This is a genomic window from Streptomyces sp. R35 (assembly GCF_041053035.1).
In the GTDB taxonomy this organism is placed as follows: Bacteria; Actinomycetota; Actinomycetes; order Streptomycetales; family Streptomycetaceae; genus Streptomyces; species Streptomyces lutosisoli.
In genome coordinates, this window is record NZ_CP163440.1 from 10,503,232 (window position 1) to 10,524,058 (window position 20,827).

The window sequence follows — 20,827 nt, forward strand, 5'->3', positions numbered from 1 at the left end:
CGTGCGCGCCGCCTTCGTCGGTAAGGGCGGCAGCGGAAAGACCACGCTGTCGGCTCTCTTCTCCCGCCATCTGGCGCACTCCGGAGCTCGCCTCGTCGCCATCGACGGCGACATCAACCAGCATCTCGCCGAGGCCCTGGGCCTCGGCGACGACGAAACCTTCACCGCGCCGCCCCTCAGCGCACGCCTCGGCGAGATCAAGGACCATCTGCGCGGCGACAACCCGCGCATCACCTCGCGCGAGGCCATGATCAAGACGACGCCGCCCGGACGGGGGTCACGCCTGCTGCGGCTGCTCGGCGACGACGCGGTGCACACCCACCACATCCAGGAGGTGGGCGGCGTACCGCTGATGGTCACGGGCGAGTTCGACGAGAGTGATCTCGGGGTGGCCTGCTACCACTCCAAGCTCGGAGCCGTGGAGCTCTACCTCAACCATCTCGTCGACGGTCCCGGCGAGTACGTCGTCGTCGACATGACCGCCGGCGCGGACGCCTTCGCCTCCGGGCTGTTCACCCGCTTCGACATGACCTTCCTGGTCGCCGAACCCACCCGCAAGGGTGTCTCGGTCTACCGCCAATACCGCGACCACGCCGAGGAGTTCGGCGTCCCGGTCGCGGTAGTCGGCAACAAGGTCACCGGTGAGGACGACCTCCTCTTCCTCAAAGAGCACGTCGGGGACGACCTCCTGACGTACTTTCAGCACTCCTCCTGGGTACGGGCCCACGAGCAGGGACGGCCGCAGGGCGACCTGGAACCGCACAACCGCCACGCCCTGCGCCAACTGCGGACCGCGCTCGACTCCCGCACCAAGGACTGGACGGCCTTCCAGGAACACGCCGTCGCCTTCCATCTCCGCAACGCCGCGGCCTGGGCCGACCGGGCCACCGGCAGCGACCTCGCCGCACAGATCGACCCCGGCTTCCGGCACGGTCCGGACGCCCTCGGGCCGACCGCCGCCTGAGCACCGACCACGCGCCACCGAACCATCTAGCGACAGGACTGCCTTCTTCATGTCACTCGACGTCTCCCCGAAGCTGCTCGCCGAAGCCGAACACGGTCAGGTCCGCGAAGAGGACTTCGTGGAAACCGTTCGTACGTCACTGCCGTACGCGTACGACCTCATCGCCGGCCTGGTCGGCCAACTCCGGGACGGAGCCAAGGAGTTCGCCGACAACCACACCCCGCCGCCCTCCGAGAGGGAGCGAGGGCAGCTCTTGCGGGCGCTGGCCAGTGACGCGATCCGCGGCAGCCTGGAACGGCATTTCGGTGTGACCTTGGCCTTCATGAACTGCCACCGGGTCGCGGTCTTCCGTCCCGAGGCCCAGGGCGGAGACACCTACGCCCGCTTCACCTCCCTGCGCTCGCAGATCCTCAACCAGTCACCCGAGTTCCGCGACTGCTGACTCCCGTGAGCCACCGGTTCGTCGCCGGAGACGTCAGACGTCGCCGGATACGTCAGATCGGTGGCTCCGTGAGGGACTGCTCGGCCCAGATGATCTTCCCCTCCGGGGTGTAGCGGGTGCCCCACCGCTGGGTGAACTGGGAGATCAGGAACAGACCCCGGCCGCCCTCGTCGGTCGTCTTCGGATGGCGCAGATGCGGGGCGGTGGCGCCGCCGTCGGACACCTCGCAGATCAGGGCCTGTTCGGTGATCAGACGCAACCGGATCGGGCCGGAGGCGTGCCGGATGGCGTTGGTGACGAGTTCGCTCACGACCAATTCGGTGGTGAACGCCAGCTCGTCCAGGCCCCAGGCGGAGAGCTGCGCGGTCGTCGCCTTCCGGGCATCGGCGACCACGGCCGGGTCGAGCGACAGGTCCCAGGTCGCGACCTGGGCGGCCCCCAGACGCCGGGTGCGGGCCATCAACAGCGCCACGTCGTCGTACGGACGCGTCGGCACGAGATCGTCCACGATGGTGCGGCACACTCCGTCGAGCGGCTGCGGGTGCGCGGCCAGCGCGCGGCGCAGCCGCTGCCGGCCCGCCTCCGGATCCCGTCCGGTACGGGGAGTGGCGATCAGACCGTCGGTGTGCAGGGCGAGCACGCTGCCCTCCGCCAGGGTCAACTCGAGCGATTCGAAGGGCAGACCGCCGACGCCGAGTACGGGGCCGTGGGGGAGGTCGGCGAACGTCACGGTGCCGTCGGGGGTGACGATCGCGGGTGCGGGATGGCCCGCGCTCGCCATGGTGCACTGCCCGCTCACCGGGTCGTACACCACGTACAGACAACTCGCGCCCACCGCCTGCATGCCGCTTGTCAGGGTGTCCGCACCCGAGCCCTCCTCCCGGGCGGCGCGACTGACCAGATCGTCGAGGTGGGCGAGCACCTCCTCGGGAGACAGGTCCAGGTCGGCGAGGGTCTGCACGGCGGCCCGCAGTCGTCCCATCGCGGCGGCCCCGTCGATGCCGTGCCCGGCGACCTCGCCGACCACCAGGGCCACCCGGGTGCCGGACAGGGGGATGACGTCGAACCAGTCGCCCGCGAGTCCCGTCAGTTCGTCGGCGGGCCGGTAGCAAGCGGCGACCTCCACCGCGTGCTGCTCGGGGAAGCGGTGGGGGAGCAGATTGCGCTGCAGGACAAGGGCTGCGTCGCGCTCGCGGGTGTACCGGCGGGCGTTGTCCACGCACAGGGCCGCCCGGCCGACGAACTCCTCGGCGAGGCTCAGATCGTCCTCGTCGAACGGGTCCTGGCGGCCGCTCCGGAAGAACGTGGTGATGCCCAGGGTGATCCCGCGGGCGCGCAGGGGCACGATCATGACGCTGTGCAGCCCCACGTCGAGGAAGGAGGTGGCCCGTCCCGCGGGGGTGCCCGTGGCCCACTCCGTGGCCAGCGGGTCCAGCCGCTCCTCGCGCCAGGACTCGCCGTCGGCCAGACACCGGAGAGGGGGAGACCCGGCCGGGTAGCTGGCCACGTCGCCGACTTCCACGACGGTCTCGGGAAGCCCGCCCCGCACCGACTGATGCCCGGCGCGCCGCAGCGGCACCACGTCCGTGTCGTCCTGCGGACCGGGCGCGGGTTCGACTCCCTTGAGGACGGAATCCAGCAGGTCCACGGCGACGAAGTCGGCAAGCCCCGGCACCGCCACGTCGGCCAGTTCCTGCGCGGTCTGCAGGACGTCCAGGCTGCGGCCGATGCACTCACCGGCCCGGTCGAGGAGGGCGAGCCGCCGCCGGGCGCGGTAGCGCTCCGTGACGTCGAAGACGGTGTAGTAGACGCCGATCGGGTTGCCGAGGTCGTCCTCCAGCCGGATGAACGACAGCGAATGGGCCGTCTCGCGGTGCGGCGCGGACCGCACCCGGCCCACGTGCTCGTAGGCGACCACCGCCTCACCGGTCTCCAGCGTCCGGCGCATCTGCGCCTCGAGCCGCTCGGCGTCCAGGCCGGGCTGCACATCGGCGAGCCTCCGGCCCAGCCGCTGACGCGATGGTCCCCCGCCGAACTGCTCCAGCGCCGCGTTCGACCACACGTACCGCAGGTCCGTGTCCACGATCGCGGTGCCCACCGGCGAGCGCGCGGCCATCCGCTCCAGCACCGAACGGCTCATGTCCCAGCCGGGACCGCCCTCCAGATCCGCGAGCAGCACCACCCAGTGCGTCGGCCCGTCGCCGCGCTGGACCGGAACGGCCCGCACCATCAGCAGGACCGCGTGCCCGTCCCGGTGGCGCACGGACATCAGTCCGGTCCAGCCGCTGCCGTCGCGGCACCGCTCGGTCAGCTCAGGGATCCGCGCCGCGTCCTCGGGGAGCAGCAGATCGGCCGCGCGTCGTCCCAGCACCTCGGCGGCCGGGTACCCCAGCAGCCGCTCGGCATCCGCGGTCCAGCTGGTCACCGCCATACGGGCGTCGAGCAGCAGTGGCGCGGCGTCCGCCATGTCGAAGCGCCGACGGGCCAGCACATCTCGTTCCTCGCTCGCACCCACTGCGACCCTCTCCGCTCCCCGAAGGTGGTCTTACCCCGTGCTGCCCATTCTTCACGTTGTATGACCGGTGAGCGGGCCGTTCGGGCCCATCTGATCGTATCGATCGGAAACGATCGATACGATTGTGGGCGTACAGTGACCACACGGGATCACGCTCCGCGATCGCCCGTAATTCGTCCGTCCGGCCTTGCCTCAGGGGGAGCCCATGCGACTGCACGTCGACCAGCGCCATGAGCGGGTGCTCGAACTCGTCCGGGAGCGCGGCAGCCTCCGGGTCGCCGACCTCGCGGCCGAACTCGGCGTCTCCGCGGTGACCTTGAGGCGTGACGTGGAGGCGCTCGCCGCGCAGGGCCGGGTGCGGCGGCTGCACGGCGCGGTGGTGTGGCCGGGCGACGCGGCCGCCGAGGTCCAGCCCCGGCAGGAGTCCGCCGAGGGTGTGGTGATCGGAATGATCGTCCCGACCACCACGAACATCTTCGCCGACATCGTCCGAGGGGCTCGCGAGGCCATCGGGGCCCAGGGCGGCCGCCTGGTTCTCGGGATGACCGGATATGTCGACTCCGAGGACGCCGTACAGGCGGAACACCTGATCGCGGGCGGTGCGGAGGGGCTGCTCGTGGCGCCCAGCTGGTTCGGTGGCGTGCCCCTGGGAGGCCAGGAGAAGTGGCTCCTCGAATGCGCGGTGCCGGCCGTCCTGGTCGAGCGTTCCGCGCCGGCCGGGAACCCCGCGGCCGGCCTCGACCGGGTGCGCACGGACCGGGCGCACGGCGCCGCCGTGGCCGTCGGTCACTTCGCGTCCCTCGGACACCACAGGATCACCGCGGTACTCCAGGAGGGCCCGCACGCCACGCAGATCTCGGCGGGCTATCTGGCGGCCGTGCAGTCCCTGGGGCTGGACGTCGACTCCGGTGCGCCGTCGGTCCGCGAGCACGGGGACTACGAGGCCAGCATCGACTACCTCGTCGAGGCCGTCGAGAAGCGCGGCGTGACGGCGGCGCTCGTCCACAGCGACGAGGACGCGATCGTGCTGGTGCCCAAGCTCCAGGCCCGCGGCATCAGCGTGCCCGAGGACCTCGCGCTGATCGCGTACGACGACGAGGTGGCGGGCCTCTCGGACGTCCCCCTCACGGCGATCGCCCCGCCCAAGCGCTCGGTGGGAGAACTGGCCGCGAAGCTGCTGCTCCAACGGCTCGCGGAGCGCACGAGTGGGCGGCGCCCGGCGCCCCGTCAACACCTCGAACTTCTTCCCGAGTTGAGGATCCGTTCCTCCTGCGGGGGTGAAGCGCTCGACTCATGAGCGTTGGGAGATCGTTTTGATCGTATCGGCCGAACGCTCTTGACTTTGATCGTGTGCGCACAAAAGATGTCCTGCGTCCGCCTCTTCCCGCACGAGGTCTCGTAGGAGCCGTGCCATGTCGCGCACTTCTCGCTCGCAGGACCGGCGCCACGACGTCGACGCCCACCTGGTCCTGCGCAGCCTGTGACCGCCGTACCGAAGGGAATGCCCTTGCCTTCCTCTGCCGTTTCCCGTGTCCTGGTCGTCGGCATCGACGGCGTCCGCCTCGACACGCTGCGCCGCCTTCCGACCCCGCACCTGGACACCCTCGCGGCCGACGGCTTCCTTGCGCCGATCGAGGTCGACGACCGCACGCCCACCATGTCGGGCCCCTGCTGGGCGACGATCGTCACCGGAGTGGGCGTGGAGAAGCACGGCGTGTGGAGCAACGACTTCGGCGGCCACCGTCTCGACGTCTTCCCCGACTTCGCCACCCGGCTCGCCACGCAGGGCGGCCGGCGCACCTTCGTCGCGGCGGGCTGGCAGCCTTTCATGCAGGTGCGCGACGGTGGCCCGCTCTTCCGCGCTCCGTCCAGGAGCACCTACCTCTCCCCGGTCGCGGACACCCCCGAAGCATGGGAGACCTGCGACGAACGGATCACCGAGGAGGCGGTGCGCGTCCTCGGGGGCGACGACATGGACGCGTCGTTCGTCTACCTCGGTTCTCCCGACGAGACCGCGCACTTCCTCGGCTGCGGCGACGCGTACGAGGCGGCGGTGCTGCGCGCCGACGAGCGCGTGGGGCGCCTGCTGAACGCCGTACGCTCGCGGCCCGCGTACGACAGTGAGCGGTGGACGGTCCTCGTCGTCACCGACCACGGCCATGTCGACGCGGGCGGCCACGGCGGCCGCTCCGAGGAGGAACGCACCGCCTGGCTGATCGCCACCGGCCCCGGCCTCCGCGCGGCACCCGAGCGGATACGCCATGTCGACGTCGCCGCCCAGGTGTTCGCGTCCCTGGGCGTCGACGCCGACCGGCACTGGACGCTCGACGGCCGGCCGTTGCGGCAGTACGGCCGAGCCTCACGCGAGTTCGGCCATGCCGATTCCCTTCGGTTCAGCCGAGCTTGACGGTGATCTTCTGGGTGACGCCCGCGGTGGTGCTGAGGTCGCCGAAGGTGAGCGTCAGGGCGGAGCCGGTGGTCGCCGAGGTGACCGTGGACGGCTTCGAAGTCACCGAGGAGACCGCCTTGTTCCAGGTGAGGGTGAGGCTGGTCTGCATGCGCATCGGGTCGCTGACACAGATCACCGCGGTGCCGTCACTCTTCTCGTTGATCATCACGCAGCACGGATTGCTCGCCGTGAGAGAGCCGACCGTGCCGCCGAACCAGAAGTTGACGCCGGTGAAGCCGAGCGAGGGGACGCTCACACCCTGCTGGCTGTCCGTGTTGGCGAGGATCGTCAGCCAGGTCGTCGCGGCGGCGCGGGTCTGGGTCTGCGCGGCGGTGGCGCCCGGCATGACCAGATAGGCGTACGTGGCGGCCGTCGGGTCGGTGCCGTGGTCGACGTACATCGTCAGGTACTTGCGGTTCAGCACGGTCGTCGCGCCGCCCTTGTTGATGGCGCTCCATGTGCCGTCGCGGGCGTCGCGCAGCGCCTTGACGGTGGCTCCGCCGGGGAAGACATAGCCGCCGTGGCCGCCGATGTGCGCCCAGGCCGCGTCGGTGAGCGTCTCCGACCAGGGGTAGGTGGTGGACTTGACGGTGCCGTCCACCGTGAAGGCGCTGCTTCCGGTGGGCCCGAGGTTGCGGTTCTCGACCGTCGACTCCACGGCCGTGCCGTCCGTGCACTTGATCCCCGCGCCGAGACACACGATCGAGTCGTCCAGACAGAACCACGACTTCTTCGCCAGCAGTGTGCTCTGCAGGCCCTTGAGGTACTGGCCGATCGCGGCCCGCTGCCCGTCGGTGGTGCCACCGACCCAGTTGACATCCGGCAGCGAGGCGCCCCAGTCACCGCCCGCCGCGTCCGCGAGGACCTTGCGGGAGGCCGTGATGCCCGGCAGACGGTACGGGTCGACGGTGGGCCAGAACGCGTCACTGTACTGGCCGTTGCAGAAGGTGTCGCCCCACCAGTAGAGCATTCCGGAACCGGTGTGCCAGCCGTGCAGATTCTCGCCGTTGCCCGTCTCGTAGTACGTGATCCGCCGGTCCGCCATGCTGATCGACGCGGCCCAGCCGGGGCGGCGGTGGGTGGCCCGGGACATGTTGGTGAACAGCCGGTGCCCGGTCGGCTCGGCGATCGCGGAGACCGTGGTGTCGTCCTGAACTCCCTTGAGCCGGGCCAGACTTGTGAGACCCAGTGAGGGGTCACTCATGGGCGGGCTGTAGTAGTCGCGCTGCATCCAGCCCTTCACCAGACCGCGCCAGCGGGTGTTCTCCGTGCTGCTCGCCCCCTGCCCGAGCAGCACGATCGACGCGAGGATCGGATGACCGCGCAGATGGTCGTTCTGCTGGATCTGCTTGGCGTCGGACGCGGACAGGCCGCGACTGATCGCCCGCCCGGACACGCCGTCCATGACGAGACCGTTGTAGAGGAACGGCGCCCAGGCGTTCTCCACCGCGTCGAACACGATCTGCCGGCCCGAGTCGGTGACTTCCCACGTGGACCCGGCGAGCAGCGCGAAGAGCATCCCGAGCCCGCCCAGCAGCACCGAACCGTACGAACCGGTGTAGGGGACGGTGGTGTGCTGGACGAACGAGCCGTCGGTGTACAGCCCGTCCCCGCTGCTGACGTACGGGAAGACGGGGGAGAGTGCGTCCCGGGCCAGCGCGATCTTCGCGGAGCTCGCGCCGACGACCCCGCGCAGGGCCAGTACCCGGCACAGGTCCACCCGGTTGGCGCCCGTGCTCGTGCCGCTGTAGGTGGAGACCGCGGAGTCCGGAACGAAGTGGTCCACCGCGTTGACATAGTCGGCGAGCTGCGCGGCCGACAGCTGGTCGTACATGAGCACGCACACGTCGAGCAGCGCCTGCGGTGCGCCGATCTGCCAGCTGTACCAGTTGCCGTAGCGGGTCTGGTTCTCGTTGTAGACCTCGGAGTAGAGGTGATCGAGACCGGTCAGGATGTTGTCCCGCAGGCCGCTGTCGCCAGTGAGTCCGGTGCCTGCCTGGGAGTAGGCCTGGGCGAGCGTGCTCAGCCGGTTGTAGCTGGAGTTGAGGTTGCCGGAGTAGCTGTACGACTCCTGGTCGGTGTCGGGCTCCGGATCGGCGTACACCAGATCCGGCCAGAGCGAGCCGGTCGTCGGCGCCATCGTCGACTGCAACTGGCTTGCGGTGGTGCCCAGTTCGGTGAGCCGGGTCGTGAAGGGCTCGGCGGTGGGACTGAATCCCTCGCCCAGGATCAGCGTGCGCCACTTCGCCCGCAGGGTCGCGAACTCGTCCGCGGCCTCAGCGGTCTGGGCGCTCTCGGAGATCTCGGCGGAGGTGAGGGGAAGGGCATCGGCGGTGGTGTGCATCCCGAGCGCGAGCGCGGTACCGCTGCTTGCGGCCAGGAAGCCACGGCGTGACCAACGAGTCGTCATGACGGCGCTTTCTAGCACGCGGACGCTCAAACGCTCAACAAGTCTTACCGAATTGAACGTATCGATCGTTTGATGGGGTGTGGCCTTGGCTGAACCACCGGGCGCGCACCCTCGTATCACTCCACGGGGATGGAAGGAGACCGCGCGCACGGAAGGAGAAGACTGTGTCGATACCGACCGAGCCCGGGCAGCCGGTGCGGCGCCCGGCGCTCGAACCCACCCACGTCCAGCGCCGCCGCCGCTCGGAGGCGCTCGCGGAACTGGTGAGGCAGGTGCGCGAGGACGACGGTGGAGCCGACTCGGACGAGGGGTACGAGTCGATCGCGGTCCCCTCGACCGCGACGAGGCTTCTGCCGCCCCCGGAGGAGTACGAGACCCAGGAGCTGCCGCCGGTCCTGGCGGGGGAGAACTACGCCGGGGGCGCAGCGGGGCAGTCCCCCGCGCCCGGGAGGCGGTACGGCAGTGGGCGCGGACCCGGGCGCGGCTTCGGCCTGCGGCGTGCCGCGATCGCCGTCGCCGTCACCGCGGCGGCCCTGGTCGGCTTCGCCCTCGCGCTCCTGCTGCCGGGCGGCGCCCAGGACGACGCACCCAGTACCGGGGCCCAGCCATCGGCCACGCCCGCGGCCCGAGCCCCGTCCGGGGCAGCCGACCCGGACGGCACAGGCACCCTCCGGGAAGGCGACAGCGGCCCCGAAGTGACGGAGCTCCAGCAACGGCTGCTCCGCATCCCGAACGTCTACGACAACGGCAGCACCAGCGGCACCTACGACGCCACCCTCACTGCCGCCGTCGCCCGCTTCCAACTCTGGTACGGCATCCGGGGCGACGAGACGGGCGTCTACGGCAACGACACCCGGGCCGACCTCGAATCCCGTACGGGGCAGTAGCGCGACCCCTGTGTGGCATGGCCTTGATGGGGGACGACCTCGTCGTCAGGCGCTCCGGCCCGCGGCGAAGTCCACCTCCGAGGCGGGCAGCACACGGATGCTCCGCCCGGGGTAACCGATATGCCGGAAGAGCTCGTTGTGATGCGCGATCGACCGCTCGGGCGAGACAAGCTCGCCCGTGTCGGGCCGGGCGGACGTGGTGTGTCCGTCGGCGACGAGTACCAGGTCGTACCGGTGGCTCAGGGCCTGTCGTGCCGTGGTGTCGACGCACATCTCGGTGGCGAACCCGGTGACGACGACCTCGGTGACTCCCAGGGTCTTGAGGGTCTTGTCGAGGTCCGTGTCGAGGAAGCCGTCCACCGTGGTCTTGTGGACGACCGTCTCGTCGTCGGCGGGGGCGAGTGCGGGCGCGATCCGCCAGCCCTCGGTGCCGGCCTCCAGACCGTCACCCCGGTGCTGGATCGTCACGATCGGCACACCGGCCGCCTTGGCGCGTTCGCGCAGCCCGGCGATCACGGTGACGGTCTCGGTGGCCCGGTGCGCGATGGCCATCAGCGTGTTCTGCATGTCGATGACGAGGAGGGCGGAGGTGTGAGGCATGGCGCCACGGTAGCGGCGCCCTGCTCGGGGCGAGGTGATCGGGAGGGGAACGGCCGGATGTCGTGGGCGTGATGGTCAGTCGGTGTGCGGTGCCCGGGTGAACTCCCGGATCAGCCGGGCGAGTTCCGCCGGCTGGTCCAGTGGGACGAGGGTGTAGCTGTCCGCGACCTCGGCCAGCCGGCCCTGCGGCAGGAGTGCGGCGAGGCGTCGGCCGTGCTCGGGCGGCATCACCCGGTCTTCGGCGGCCCAGACCACCAGGGCGGGACGCTTGAAGCCGGGCAGGCGTGCGGCTGTGGACAGCAGGAGGCCTGTGTCGGCCGCCGCGGCCCGCAGGACGCGTACGGTGTCGCGGCGGATGTCGGGGCGGCGCAGGACCGGCCCGATCCAACGCGCTGTCGCCGCGTCCCCTCGTCGGGTCAGCCATCCGAAGGCGATCGGGAGCCGTCGGAGCATCCGGAGCCGCATCTGCTGCATGAACAGCCCGAACAGCCGGGGCGGCAGCTTGCCGGAGAGCACGAGCGTTTTGCCCGTCAGCCCGGGCGGGAAGTTGTCGAACGCGTCGCACGAGACGAGAACGGCCCGGCCCACGCGATCCGCGTCGTCGCACATCAGCAGCTGGACGAGCGCCCCGCCGGTGTCATTGCCGACGAGGACGACATCCCGCAGGCCGAGACGGTCGAGGAACTCGGCGACCAGACGGGCCACCCCGGGCAGTGAAAGATCGGCGTCCGCGTGCATCGCCCGGCGATGGGCGCCGAGGGGGAGCGTCGGGACGACGCAGCGATGGTCGGCGGCGAGGTCCGCGACAGGCCCGTCCCACAGCGAGGCGTCCATCATCAGACCGTGCAGCAGCACCAGCACGGGACCGTCACCGCCGGTGTCCTCGTACTCGATCGTCCCGGCGGACAGCTCGACCGTGGCGCGGACCTTCTCCTGCATACGGGCCTCCTGTGAGTGTCTCCCACCAAGAGGACGCCAAGCGGCCGAAGTGTGACATCACTTCAGGACGGCGAGGCCTCATCGAGTCCGAAGTCCTTGGGGAGCGGCCAGGGTTGGAACAGCCGGGCAGGGACGGTGTCGGCGAGGAGCTGGTAGCCGGCCGGGTTGAGATGCAGATGATCACCGTCGTCGATCGTCGCCAGGAGCCGTGCGGGTTGCAGCGGATCTCGGGCCGCCTTGTCGAAGTCGACCACGGCATCGAACCGGCCGCTGGTGCGAATCCACTGGTTGACGGCCTGCCGGGACGCCTCGCGGTACCCGTCCGCGTCGTCATAGAGCGCGTTGCCTCCAAAGGGAGTCAGCGTCGCCCCGTACACCCGGATGCCCTGCGCGTGCGCCCTGACGACGATCTGGTCGTAGGCCGCGATCAGGTCGTCCGTGACCTGCTTCTGGGCGGCCGGCGTGGGCTCGGCGGTCCCGATGTCGTTGACGCCCTCGAAGACGAGCAGCCAGTCGACTCCGCTCTGCGCCAGCACGTCCCGGTCGAGGCGCGCGAGCGCGCTCGGGCCCAGACCGTCGTTGAGCACCCGGTTGCCGCCCGCCGCCTGATTGAGGATCGCGGTGCCGGCCGTGTCTGCTTGGGACTGCAGGCGTCTGAGCAGCTGGTCCGGCCAGCGGTTGTTCCCGTTGGTCGTGGACCCGCGGCCGTCCGTCAGCGAGTCGCCCAGCATGACGGCCGCCGCGGTGCCGGCCCTGGACCACGTCTCGACGCCGCTCAGGAAGTACCAGTGGTTGGTCGGCGTGGCGCCGGCCAAGTCGTCGTCCGTGACGTGGTTTCCGGCCTGCAGGTAGGAGGTGGTCCGGGAACCGGGATGGGAGGTGATGTCGTTGGACGCCTGCCCTTGGGCCAGGTACGTCGTCACGGTGAGATTGGAGCCCGGCTCCAGGTCGAAGTCCAGTGGATCGGAAACCAGCTGCGCTCCGACCGGCACCACCGCCGAGGACCGGCCGTGGAACGTCACCGGCCGGGAGGTCCCCGGCCGGATCGCACTGACGCCCGCCCGCCCGTCGACCGGTAAGGCCACCGAGACGGCGGTGAGCGGCAGCACCGCACCCCCGAACGCGTTCGAGAAGCGCAGTCTCATGTGCCGTCCGCCGACCGACACCTGGACGGTCTGCCGCACCGTGGCGTCGGCCAGTACGCGCTTGTCCTGTGTGAACGGCGCGGGTGGCATGTTGCCGGGCTCCGTGAGCTGCGGCATGGACACCCAGGTGTTCACCCAATGCGCGTTCCCGCGTGGGGAGTCAGTGGTCTCGGCCGAGTGAGGAGCGGAGGCCGCGTGAGGGGCGGAAACCGCGTGAGGAGTGAGGCCGGAGTGAGAAGTGAAGGCGGCGGAGGCCGCGAGAATCCCCGCGACCACGAGGCTCACGAGCGACGATCTTCTATTCATGGATGGTGCGCCCTCCCTGTTTCCCGGGATTCCGGCGATGACACTGAACCGGTTCAGTGGCGCACCGTAAGGCATCTCCCCGGGGTCGGACGAGCGGAGGGACGAGATCGGCCGAATGTGAGCCCCCGGCTCGGATCAGCGCCCATCACGGCTGCGTCCTCGGCGTTGACCGGATCGGTCCGCTGCCGGACCCGATGCGGCCTGTCGCCGCCCTGTCCGCGCGGCTCAGGCTTGGGGCATGACCCGAGCACTGATCGTCATCGATGTCCAGGAGTCCTTCCGGGCCCGTCCGCTGTGGGAGACCACCTCCGACCTGAAGATCGCCGACCAGGTGAACCGCCTGGTCCGGCTCGCCCGCGGGGCCGGGGAGCTGGTGGTGTGGGTGCTGCACTCCGAGCCCGGCAGCGGCGATGTCTTCGACCCGGCCCTCGGCCATGTCCGGCTGATGGAGGAGCTGGAGCGGGCGGACGGGGAGCCGTTGATCCACAAGACCTCGCACAACGCCTTCACCACCACCAACCTGCAGCAACTCCTCACCGAACGCGGCATCCGCGAGCTCACCGTCTGCGGCATCCGCACCGAGCAGTGCGTGGAGACCACCACCCGCGTCGCCAGTGACCTCGGCTACCAGGTCACCTTCGTCGTCGACGCGACCGCGACCAATCCCATCCCGCACCGCGACGCTCCCGCCGGCCAGAGCGTCGCCGAACTGCTGGCCGACCCCCGCACACTGCCTGCCGACGAGGTCATCAGGCGCACCGAGTACGCCCTCGCCGGACGCTTCGCCACCATCGCGACGGTCGACGAGCTGGAGGCCTCGGCGGAACCTCGGGCATGATGACCGAATCGTGAGCCATATCGTCTTCTTCCTGGTGCCCGGAGTCCACTTGCTGGACCTGGCCGGTCCCGCGCAGGTCTTCTCCACCGCCGCCGACTTCGGGCACCCCTACACGCTCTCCTACGTCGCCGAGCAGCCCCAGGTCTGCACCGCCCAGGGGCTGCCGCTGGTGGCCGGGCTCGACTGGCCGGAGCTCGGGCCGGAGGATCTGATCGTGGTGCCCGGCTGGCGTTCGGTCGCGCTGGCCGACAGTCCCGCCGTCGGCGCCGCCGCCCTCCAGGTCCTCCGGGACCACCACGCCAGGGGCGGGACGGTCGCCAGCGTCTGCGCCGGAGCCGAGGCGCTCGGCCAGGCCGGTCTGCTCGACGGCCGCCACTGCACCACCCATCACGACGTGCAGGACGAGCTGGCCCTGCGCCACCCCAGGGCGCTGGTCGTCCGCGACGTCCTGTTCACCGCCGACGACCGGGTGATCACCTCGGCCGGCATCGCCAGCGGCATCGATCTGGCCCTGCACCTGGTCGCGACCCGGCACGGCCCGGCAGCCGCCGCCCAAGTCGCCCGCGACATGGTCGTCTACGCCCGCCGCAACGGCCATGAACCGCAATCCAGCGCGATGCTCCGGCACCGGTCCCACCTCGACGACACCGTGCACCGCGCCCAGGACCTCATCGACGCCCGCTTCGACCAACCGCTTCCCCTGCCCACCCTCGCCTCGGCCGTCGGCGTGAGCGAACGCACCCTCACCCGCCTCTTCGGCCGCGCCACCGGGCTCACCCCACTGCGCTACCAGCAGACCCTCCGCTTGGAGCGCGCCCAGCACCTCATCAGCCACGGCGCGACGATCGACGCCGCCGCCCGCTCAGTCGGTTTCGAGGACCCGCGCATGCTGCGCCGCCTCCGCGCCCGCACGGCCTGACCGCGCCGGACATCAGTCCGAGTGGGTGGCGCAGTTCGTCGAGCGTGTCGACGCTCAGCCGTCGCGCTCGCGCTCGGTGAGCCGTCCCACGCGGGCGGCCTCTCCGTCGTCGACGGCTTCCGGCGGCGCGACGGATGGTGGCGTCCTCAATGACTCGATTGTCATGGGTTCAGGTAGATGATTCCTGCCCGCACATGACAGACGCCGACAGTCGAGGGACGTCCACGATGCACACTCCGCACATCCTCCGCCGCGGCGGTCGCGCCCTGCGCCGCGAGGCCACGCGCCCCAACGTGCTGTTCGGCGGCGTGTACGGTGCCGTGCTGGCCAGCTCGATGGTCGCCGCGCTCACCCAGTACGGCCAAACGGCGCGCGAGGTCCGGCTGTACGACGCCCAGTGGCTGCTGGTCACCGCGTTCGCCTCAGCGTCGGCGCACGGATACGCGCACATCATTGCCCAGCGCGGCGAGGGCTCCCACCCCGGGCTGACCGGCGCGCTGCGGCTGCTGCTCGACGAATGGCCCCTGGTCATGGCCACCCTGCCCACGGTGGTGATGCTGCTCGGCGCGGGCTGGGGCTGGTGGCCGTCAGAGGACATCGAGTACGCGGCCTTCGCGTTCAACATCGTCTTCCTCTTCGGCTGGGGCGTGACCGCGGCACGCGCCGCGCGGCGGCCCTGGCGTACGGCGCTGGCGATCGGCTGCGTCGACGCACTGCTCGGGGTGATCGTCGTCATCGCCAACGCGCTCATCAATTGACTTGCTCCTCGGACTGAAGCCCGAGGATTCTGGCCTTCTCGTCCGACCCTGTGCCGCTACGCGGCACGGGGTTCGGTGGAGAATCCGTGGCTTCCTGTTTCGTCGCGCTGTGCCAGGACGCGTCCTGGTCTTATCTGCGCTCCACAGGCTGCAACCGCCAGTCCGGCGGCCGTTTTCACGTTGATCGCGGCATTGTGGTCCCGGTCATGGACCGCACCGCAGGCGGTGCAGGTCCAAGTCCGTATGTGCAGGGGCTTGGGCCCGTCCTTGGCCCCGCACTCCGAGCAGACCTGGCTGGTCGGCTCGAACCGGCCGATCTTCACCACGGTCCGCCCGTACCTGACCGCCTTGTATTCCAGCGTGTGTACGAACTGCGCCCAGCCCGCATCATGCACACTCTTCGCCACTCTGGTGCGCGCGAGTCCCTTGACCGCCAGGTCCTCCACACCGATCGCTTGATTGTCGCGGATCAGCTTCGTGGAGAGCTGGTGGTGGAACTCCCGGCGGGCATCGGTCACTTGCGCGTGGGCGCGGGCGACCTTCAGGCGGGCCTTCTCACGGTTCTTGGATCCCTTCTGCTTGCGGGACATCTCCCGCTGGGCCTTCTTGAGTTTCTTCTCCGCGCGGCGCAGGAACCTGGGGGAGTCGATCTTCGTGCCGTCGGAGAGGACCGCGAAGTGGGTCAGCCCGAGGTCGATGCCGAGCATCTGGTGGGTGTCGGGCATCCGGGTGGCGTCGGCGTGCGGGTCGGTGTCGATGACGAAGGAGGCGAAGTACCGTCCGGCCGCGTCCTTGATCACGGTGACCGAGGAGGTCCGTGTGGGCAGGGTCCGTGACCACTTCACCTTCACCGCGCCGATCTTCGGAAGGTTCAGCCGCCCGTTGTCGGTGATCGACCAGCGGGCGTTGGCCGTGAAGCGGATCGACTGCCGGGTGTCCTTGCGGGACTTGAACCGGGGCGCACCCATCTTCGCGCCCTGGCGCTGGCCCTTGAGGGAGGCGAAGAAGTTCCGGCAGGCGGCCTCCACATCGCGCAGCGCCTGCTGAAGCACCACCGAGGAGACCTCGCCCAGCCACGAGCGGGCCTTGGTCCGTTTCGCCTCGGTGATCAGCCTCTTCGACAGCTCACCGGGCGCCGGGAAGGCCTCGCCCGCCCGGCGGGCGTCCTCCCGGGTGCGCACGGCGTCGTTGAACACGACGCGGGCGCACCCGAACGCCCTCGCCAGCGCGGCACGCTGGCCGGAGTCCGGGTACAGGCGAAAGCCTGGTACGGGTCCTGCTTCGCCGGATCCGTCGGCGGCGCCCCGCTCTCCGTGGTCAAGCAGTCCATCGAACAGCAGAACCGGCCGATGTGAGCATCGCCCGGCCCCGCCGGCACCGGCCCTCGCGGCGCTCCGCGCCACGGTGGTGAACACGCGGCATCCGGCTCCGCCGGACCAGAATCCGCGACGCTCCGCGTCGCCACCATCTGATTCGCTTCACCCCCGGCCTGAAGGCCGGAGCACTACGAATGAATCCTGGTAGCCGGGGTTGAGGCCCGGCTGCCACACGAAGTCGTGAACGCCCGGGCTGCCCGGGCGTTCCGTAACCGTGAACCTCGCACCGTCCACGACGAGATCCATGATCATCGCCATCCCTCGTCCCTCATGTCACCAGGACGCGTCCGCCGTCGGGACGCCGTGCCTCCCATCATGTCGGACGGCCGGGGACGGCCCCGTCCACGGGTTGCGACCGCTCCGCGTGCGCGCGAACGTGCCACCCGGTAGCGTCGAAAGCGCGCGTTCCGCCCAAAACCGCTGCGGCCTGGCCCGGCAGGGCCGCCGCCGATGTCGGCTGAGGAACGGGATCACATGCCAAAGCGCAGCATCCATGCGGTGACTGCCGCGGCCGCGCTGTTCTGCCTGACACCATTCGGCCCCGCACCCGCCAGCGCCGCGTCACCACTCGCACAGTCCGCCGGGCCCAGCCCGGCAGCCCCGTCGCGGTTCGTGCCCGGCCTCTGTCCGAAGCCGCCCGAGCCCATCGACGCGCTGAGCAACGCACGGTGCGGCTTCCTCGAAGTCCCCGAGAACCGCTCCCGCCCCGATAGCCGGACCATCAAGCTGGCCGTGGCGGTCATTCCGGCTGTCACCCCGGCGAAGCCCGCACAGGACCCCGTGGTGTTCATGGCGGGCGGCCCCGGTGGCGACACGTTCGACGACATCCCGTTCCTCGTCGACTCCGGCCTGAACAAGGACCGCGAACTGATCATCATGGCCCAGCGCGGCAACCTCTACGACCAGCCGAACCTCGCCTGCCCCGAGATCGACCGGTTCAACGCGCAGGCCGTCGGCCTGCGCTATGGCACACAGCAGACGGAACAGCTCATGCTGAAGACGGTGAAGGAGTGCCGGGACCGCCTGGTGGCCGACGGCATCGACCTGAGCGCCTACAACACCACTGAGAACGCCGCCGACTTCGCCGACCTGCGCAAGGCGCTGGACCTCCCCCGGTGGAACGTCTACGGGTACTCCTACGGCAGCGACCTGGCCCTCACGTACCTGCGCCTGCACCCCGAGGGGATCCGCGCGGTGGCGATCGACTCGATAACACCTCCCCAGTCCGCGGTCCTGCCGTGGGGATGGAGCAGCGCCGCTGAGGGGATCGACACCATCTTCGAGGCGTGCGCGGCGCAGCCCGCCTGCAAGGACCGGTACCCGGACCTCCCCCGCACGCTGACGGAGCAGGTGCGCAAGCTGGAGGCACACCCCCTGACGCTGAACGTCCCGCCGCCGAGCGGAGGGAAGCCGGTCAAGGTCGTCCTCGACGGGGGCGCGCTGCTTGACCAGATCATCGCCTTCAAGCCCCGGCCCAAGGACCTCCCTGCGGCGCTCGACGAACTCAGCCACGGAAACCCGGAGCGCTTCGCGAAGGCCCGCGCGGCCGGCTCGGTCCAGAACGTCGGCGTGTTCGCCCACGGCCTGACCAATTCGATCGCGTGCAGCGAGTGGGCGCCGGGGTACTCGGAACCCGACGTGCTGAAAGCGGGGCGCAAGGCCTTCCCCGGGTGGCCGGACACGGTCCTGGCCCAGGTGCCGCAACTTCCCTTCCAGTACCCGGCTTGCCGGATCTGGAACGTTCCGGACCGCGCCTCCGTGCAGCGGGTGGCCACGGTCAGCTCGGTGCCGGCGCTCGTCATCTCCGGCACGTTCGACGTGAAGACCGGGGCGAGTTGGGCGCAGGGCGTGGTCCGTGACCTGTCCAACTCGACCGCCGTGCAGATCCCCGGAATCGGCCACTGGGTGGTCCCGCAGTCGCCTTGCGCGCAAAGCGTGCTGGCCTCGTTCCTCGCTCGCCCGACCGCGCCCGACACCAGTTGTGTGGACGGCCTCGAGCCCCAACCGTTCACGATCATCCCGAAATGATCGGGAGGGCAGATGGCACTCCACCACGCGCCCCGTCGTCGGCGTACCGTACGACGACTCCAGGCCACGTCGGCCGGCATGGCTACCGGCATCCTCGTCACCGGCCTGCTCGCAGCGCCCGCCCAGGCGCAGTCCCGCACCGACACCAGCCCCGGAGCGCCGATCGGCACGGTAGCCAGGACGGTGGGTGACGCCCGCTTCGAACCGGGCCCCTGCCCGAAGACACCGGAACCGATCGAGGAGCTGAAAGAGGCCCGCTGCGGAACGCTCACCGTGCCCGAGAACCGCGCCGAACCGAGCAGTAAAACCATCAAACTCGGTGTCGCGATCGTGCCCGCCGCGACCGACAAGCCGAAACCCGACCCCATCGTGTGGCTCGCGGGCGGACCCGGAGACGATGCGGTGGGGGAGGCGAAGATGGCCGTCGACGGCGGCCTGAACCGCGACCGGGACGTGATCTTCATGTCCCAGCGCGGCACGTACTCGGCCGACCCGGAACTCCTCTGCCCCAACATCGACGAGTTCAACGCACGTGTGGTCGGCCTCGTCTACGACGCTCCGTCCACCGAACGCCAGCACGTCGAGGCCACGAAGGCCTGCCGCGACAAGCTGGCGGGCCGCGGGATCGACCTCAGCGCCTACAACGACACCGAGAGCGCCGCCGACTACGCGGACCTGCGCACCGCGCTCGGCGTCGAGCAGTGGAACCTGTACGGCATCTCCTACGGCACCCACCTGGCGCTCGTCTACATGCGCCTGCACCCCGAAGGGCTCCGCTCGGTGGGCATCGACGGCATACTGCCGCCGTCCAGGTCCGGCTCGGCCTCGACCTGGAGCAGTTTCCGGCAGGGCGTCGACGGCCTGTTCAAGGCCTGCGCGGACCAGCCGGCGTGCAACAAGCGCTATCCGAACCTGTCGGCCACCTTCGAGAAGCTCGTCAGCGACCTCGAAGCCAAGCCGGTCACCACCACCGTCACCGTCCCCGGCAGCGAGAAGCCGGTGAAGGTCGTGATCGACGGCGGAACCCTGGTGAACTGGCTGACCTCCGCCACCCACACGGCAGAGGTCGTACCCCTCTCCCTCGACGAGCTGGCGAACGGCAAGCCGCAGCGGATCGCCCAGCAGTGGGCGGGCTGGAGGACCAACCCCAAGGGCATCGGCGTGGTTTCGCACGGTCTCTCCTACGGCATCTTCTGCAGCGAGTGGACGCCGTACGAGAGCAAGGACGCGGCGCTCCAGGGCGGACAGAAGGAATTCCCGTCGTTCCCCCGCTCGGTGCAGGCCCAGGCTCCGCTGCTCACCTTCCTCCATCCGGACTGCGACGTCTGGAACGTCCCCGCCGCTGCGCCCTCGATCCGGGACGTCACGCGCAGCGACATCCCCACCCTCGCCCTGTCGGGTGCGTTCGACGCCCAGACCGGGGCGGACAACGGGCCGTATGTCGCCCGCACGCTGAGCAAGGCCAAGGTCGTCACGGTCCCCTACGAGCCGCACGTGGTGTTCGCCACGTCGAAGTGCGCCCAGGAGATCGCCGTCTCGTTCTTCGAGACCCCGGCCGCGCCGAAGACCGGATGCCTGAACAGCCTTGAGCCGCCTGAGTTCGAGATCGGACCCTGAAACCGCTCCTGGTCCGCCTCGATGGCCGTCCTGGACGAGGAAGCTAGGAGATCTCCAGATCAAGGAGCTGCTGCTTGCGCTCCAGCCCGGCGGCATAGCCGGTGAGGGCTCCGTTCGCGCCGATCACCCGGTGGCAGGGGCGCACGACCAGCAGCGGGTTCGCGCCGATCGCCGTGCCCACGGCACGCACCGCGGCCCTCGACGCGCCGATCCGCGTGGCGATCTCGCCATAACTGAGCGTGGTCCCGTACGGGATGGCCTCCAGGGCCTTCCAGACCCGCTGCTGGAAGTCGCTGCCGCTCGTGACGTACTCGATGTCGAAGTCGGTGAGCGTGCCGTCGAAGTAGGCGCGCAGCTGGGAGGCGATCTCGGCGAACGCGTCCGCGTCCTCGACCCAGTCGTCCTGGACGACGGCCGCGCGCTTCTGGCCGGGCATGGACAGGGCGGCCAGTGCCGTGCCGCCCTTCGCGGTGGCCGACTCCTCGCCCACGAGCAGCAGCTCGCCCAAGGGGCTGTCGATGGTCGTGTAGACCGTCATCGGAAGTGTCCTTTCGAGAGTCCTCAAGCGCTGCCGGCATCGCTTCACCAGCAATGTTGCCGCTTCTCCGGCGCTCCGTCCGGCGGGATTCGGACA

At 70.2% G+C, this 20,827-nt stretch carries 16 protein-coding genes and 1 pseudogene; 10 read left to right on the forward strand and 7 right to left on the reverse strand.

Annotated features, from left to right (window positions below):
* Position 1 precedes the first annotated feature (1 nt).
* Together AB5J50_RS47290 and AB5J50_RS47295 are read left to right on the forward strand one after the other, a co-directional pair.
* Positions 2-964, forward strand: coding sequence for an ATP-binding protein (locus tag AB5J50_RS47290; protein WP_369264699.1), 963 nt, complete (start codon positions 2-4; stop codon positions 962-964).
* Between the two features lie 49 nt (positions 965-1,013).
* On the forward strand, positions 1,014-1,406 hold the full coding sequence (locus AB5J50_RS47295; protein ID WP_369264700.1) for an SCO5389 family protein: 393 nt from the start codon (positions 1,014-1,016) through the stop codon (positions 1,404-1,406).
* Positions 1,407-1,458: 52 nt separating this feature from the next.
* Here the strand turns inward: AB5J50_RS47295 and AB5J50_RS47300 are convergent, their stop codons facing one another.
* Positions 1,459-3,921: a SpoIIE family protein phosphatase gene (locus AB5J50_RS47300; RefSeq protein ID WP_369264701.1), complete on the reverse strand. Its 2,463-nt coding sequence runs from the start codon at positions 3,919-3,921 to the stop codon at positions 1,459-1,461.
* Between the two features lie 205 nt (positions 3,922-4,126).
* Here AB5J50_RS47300 and AB5J50_RS47305 point away from each other — a divergent pair, with 205 nt between their 5' ends.
* On the forward strand, positions 4,127-5,218 hold the full coding sequence (locus AB5J50_RS47305; protein WP_369264702.1) for a substrate-binding domain-containing protein: 1,092 nt from the start codon (positions 4,127-4,129) through the stop codon (positions 5,216-5,218).
* Between the two features lie 204 nt (positions 5,219-5,422).
* Positions 5,423-6,253: pseudogene (locus tag AB5J50_RS47310) on the forward strand (alkaline phosphatase family protein); the annotation flags it as partial.
* A 61-nt stretch (positions 6,254-6,314) separates the two neighbouring features.
* Here AB5J50_RS47310 and AB5J50_RS47315 read toward each other — a convergent pair.
* Positions 6,315-8,780 carry a polysaccharide lyase 8 family protein gene (locus AB5J50_RS47315; protein WP_369264703.1) on the reverse strand — a complete coding sequence of 822 codons (2,466 nt, stop codon included), beginning with the start codon at positions 8,778-8,780 and terminating at the stop codon, positions 6,315-6,317.
* Positions 8,781-8,944: 164 nt separating this feature from the next.
* On the opposite strand from AB5J50_RS47315, the gene AB5J50_RS47320 reads away from it, so the two are divergent.
* On the forward strand, positions 8,945-9,667 hold the full coding sequence (locus AB5J50_RS47320) for a peptidoglycan-binding protein (RefSeq protein WP_369264704.1): 723 nt from the start codon (positions 8,945-8,947) through the stop codon (positions 9,665-9,667).
* A 45-nt stretch (positions 9,668-9,712) separates the two neighbouring features.
* On the opposite strand, the gene AB5J50_RS47325 is transcribed toward AB5J50_RS47320, so the two are convergent.
* From AB5J50_RS47325 to AB5J50_RS47335, 3 genes are all read right to left on the reverse strand, one after another.
* A complete protein-coding gene (locus tag AB5J50_RS47325) occupies positions 9,713-10,267 on the reverse strand; it encodes an isochorismatase family protein (protein ID WP_327434204.1) in 555 nt (184 codons plus the stop codon).
* A gap of 75 nt (positions 10,268-10,342) precedes the next feature.
* Complete coding sequence (locus AB5J50_RS47330) at positions 10,343-11,206, reverse strand: alpha/beta fold hydrolase (RefSeq protein WP_369264705.1); 864 nt, start codon at positions 11,204-11,206, stop codon at positions 10,343-10,345.
* A 62-nt stretch (positions 11,207-11,268) separates the two neighbouring features.
* On the reverse strand, positions 11,269-12,657 hold the full coding sequence (locus AB5J50_RS47335; RefSeq protein ID WP_369264706.1) for an SGNH/GDSL hydrolase family protein: 1,389 nt from the start codon (positions 12,655-12,657) through the stop codon (positions 11,269-11,271).
* A gap of 238 nt (positions 12,658-12,895) precedes the next feature.
* On the opposite strand from AB5J50_RS47335, the gene AB5J50_RS47340 reads away from it, so the two are divergent.
* From AB5J50_RS47340 to AB5J50_RS47350, 3 genes are all read left to right on the forward strand, one after another.
* Positions 12,896-13,495 (forward strand): isochorismatase family protein, encoded by a 600-nt coding sequence (locus AB5J50_RS47340; protein ID WP_369264707.1) that lies wholly within the window; start codon positions 12,896-12,898, stop codon positions 13,493-13,495.
* A 10-nt stretch (positions 13,496-13,505) separates the two neighbouring features.
* Positions 13,506-14,414, forward strand: a complete 909-nt coding sequence (locus AB5J50_RS47345; RefSeq protein WP_369264708.1) for a GlxA family transcriptional regulator — start codon at positions 13,506-13,508, stop codon at positions 14,412-14,414.
* Between the two features lie 227 nt (positions 14,415-14,641).
* The gene (locus AB5J50_RS47350) at positions 14,642-15,172 is read left to right on the forward strand and encodes a hypothetical protein (RefSeq protein ID WP_369264709.1); all 531 of its coding nucleotides are present in this window, start codon (positions 14,642-14,644) and stop codon (positions 15,170-15,172) included.
* A gap of 56 nt (positions 15,173-15,228) precedes the next feature.
* On the opposite strand, the gene AB5J50_RS47355 is transcribed toward AB5J50_RS47350, so the two are convergent.
* Positions 15,229-16,428 carry an RNA-guided endonuclease InsQ/TnpB family protein gene (locus tag AB5J50_RS47355; protein WP_369265707.1) on the reverse strand — a complete coding sequence of 400 codons (1,200 nt, stop codon included), beginning with the start codon at positions 16,426-16,428 and terminating at the stop codon, positions 15,229-15,231.
* A gap of 594 nt (positions 16,429-17,022) precedes the next feature.
* On the opposite strand from AB5J50_RS47355, the gene AB5J50_RS47360 reads away from it, so the two are divergent.
* Together AB5J50_RS47360 and AB5J50_RS47365 are read left to right on the forward strand one after the other, a co-directional pair.
* The gene (locus tag AB5J50_RS47360; protein WP_369264710.1) at positions 17,023-18,576 is read left to right on the forward strand and encodes an alpha/beta fold hydrolase; all 1,554 of its coding nucleotides are present in this window, start codon (positions 17,023-17,025) and stop codon (positions 18,574-18,576) included.
* A 12-nt stretch (positions 18,577-18,588) separates the two neighbouring features.
* Entirely contained in the window at positions 18,589-20,193 is a 1,605-nt protein-coding gene (locus tag AB5J50_RS47365) for an alpha/beta fold hydrolase (protein ID WP_369264711.1), read from the forward strand.
* Between the two features lie 43 nt (positions 20,194-20,236).
* On the opposite strand, the gene AB5J50_RS47370 is transcribed toward AB5J50_RS47365, so the two are convergent.
* Positions 20,237-20,731, reverse strand: a complete 495-nt coding sequence (locus tag AB5J50_RS47370; RefSeq protein WP_369264712.1) for a methylated-DNA--[protein]-cysteine S-methyltransferase — start codon at positions 20,729-20,731, stop codon at positions 20,237-20,239.
* Positions 20,732-20,827 lie beyond the last annotated feature (96 nt).

What these genes read in the sequence shown, in the direction of transcription:
- AB5J50_RS47295 (WP_369264700.1), top strand. Translation starts at nt 1,014, where the DNA reads ATGTCACTCGACGTCTCCCCGAAGCTGCTCGCCGAAGCCGAACACGGT.
- AB5J50_RS47305 (WP_369264702.1), top strand. Translation starts at nt 4,127, where the DNA reads ATGCGACTGCACGTCGACCAGCGCCATGAGCGGGTGCTCGAACTCGTC.
- AB5J50_RS47315 (WP_369264703.1), bottom strand. Translation starts at nt 8,780, where the DNA reads ATGACGACTCGTTGGTCACGCCGTGGCTTCCTGGCCGCAAGCAGCGGT.
- AB5J50_RS47325 (WP_327434204.1), bottom strand. Translation starts at nt 10,267, where the DNA reads ATGCCTCACACCTCCGCCCTCCTCGTCATCGACATGCAGAACACGCTG.
- AB5J50_RS47330 (WP_369264705.1), bottom strand. Translation starts at nt 11,206, where the DNA reads ATGCAGGAGAAGGTCCGCGCCACGGTCGAGCTGTCCGCCGGGACGATC.
- AB5J50_RS47335 (WP_369264706.1), bottom strand. Translation starts at nt 12,657, where the DNA reads ATGAATAGAAGATCGTCGCTCGTGAGCCTCGTGGTCGCGGGGATTCTC.
- AB5J50_RS47340 (WP_369264707.1), top strand. Translation starts at nt 12,896, where the DNA reads ATGACCCGAGCACTGATCGTCATCGATGTCCAGGAGTCCTTCCGGGCC.
- AB5J50_RS47350 (WP_369264709.1), top strand. Translation starts at nt 14,642, where the DNA reads ATGCACACTCCGCACATCCTCCGCCGCGGCGGTCGCGCCCTGCGCCGC.
- AB5J50_RS47360 (WP_369264710.1), top strand. Translation starts at nt 17,023, where the DNA reads ATGCCAAAGCGCAGCATCCATGCGGTGACTGCCGCGGCCGCGCTGTTC.
- AB5J50_RS47365 (WP_369264711.1), top strand. Translation starts at nt 18,589, where the DNA reads ATGGCACTCCACCACGCGCCCCGTCGTCGGCGTACCGTACGACGACTC.
- AB5J50_RS47370 (WP_369264712.1), bottom strand. Translation starts at nt 20,731, where the DNA reads ATGACGGTCTACACGACCATCGACAGCCCCTTGGGCGAGCTGCTGCTC.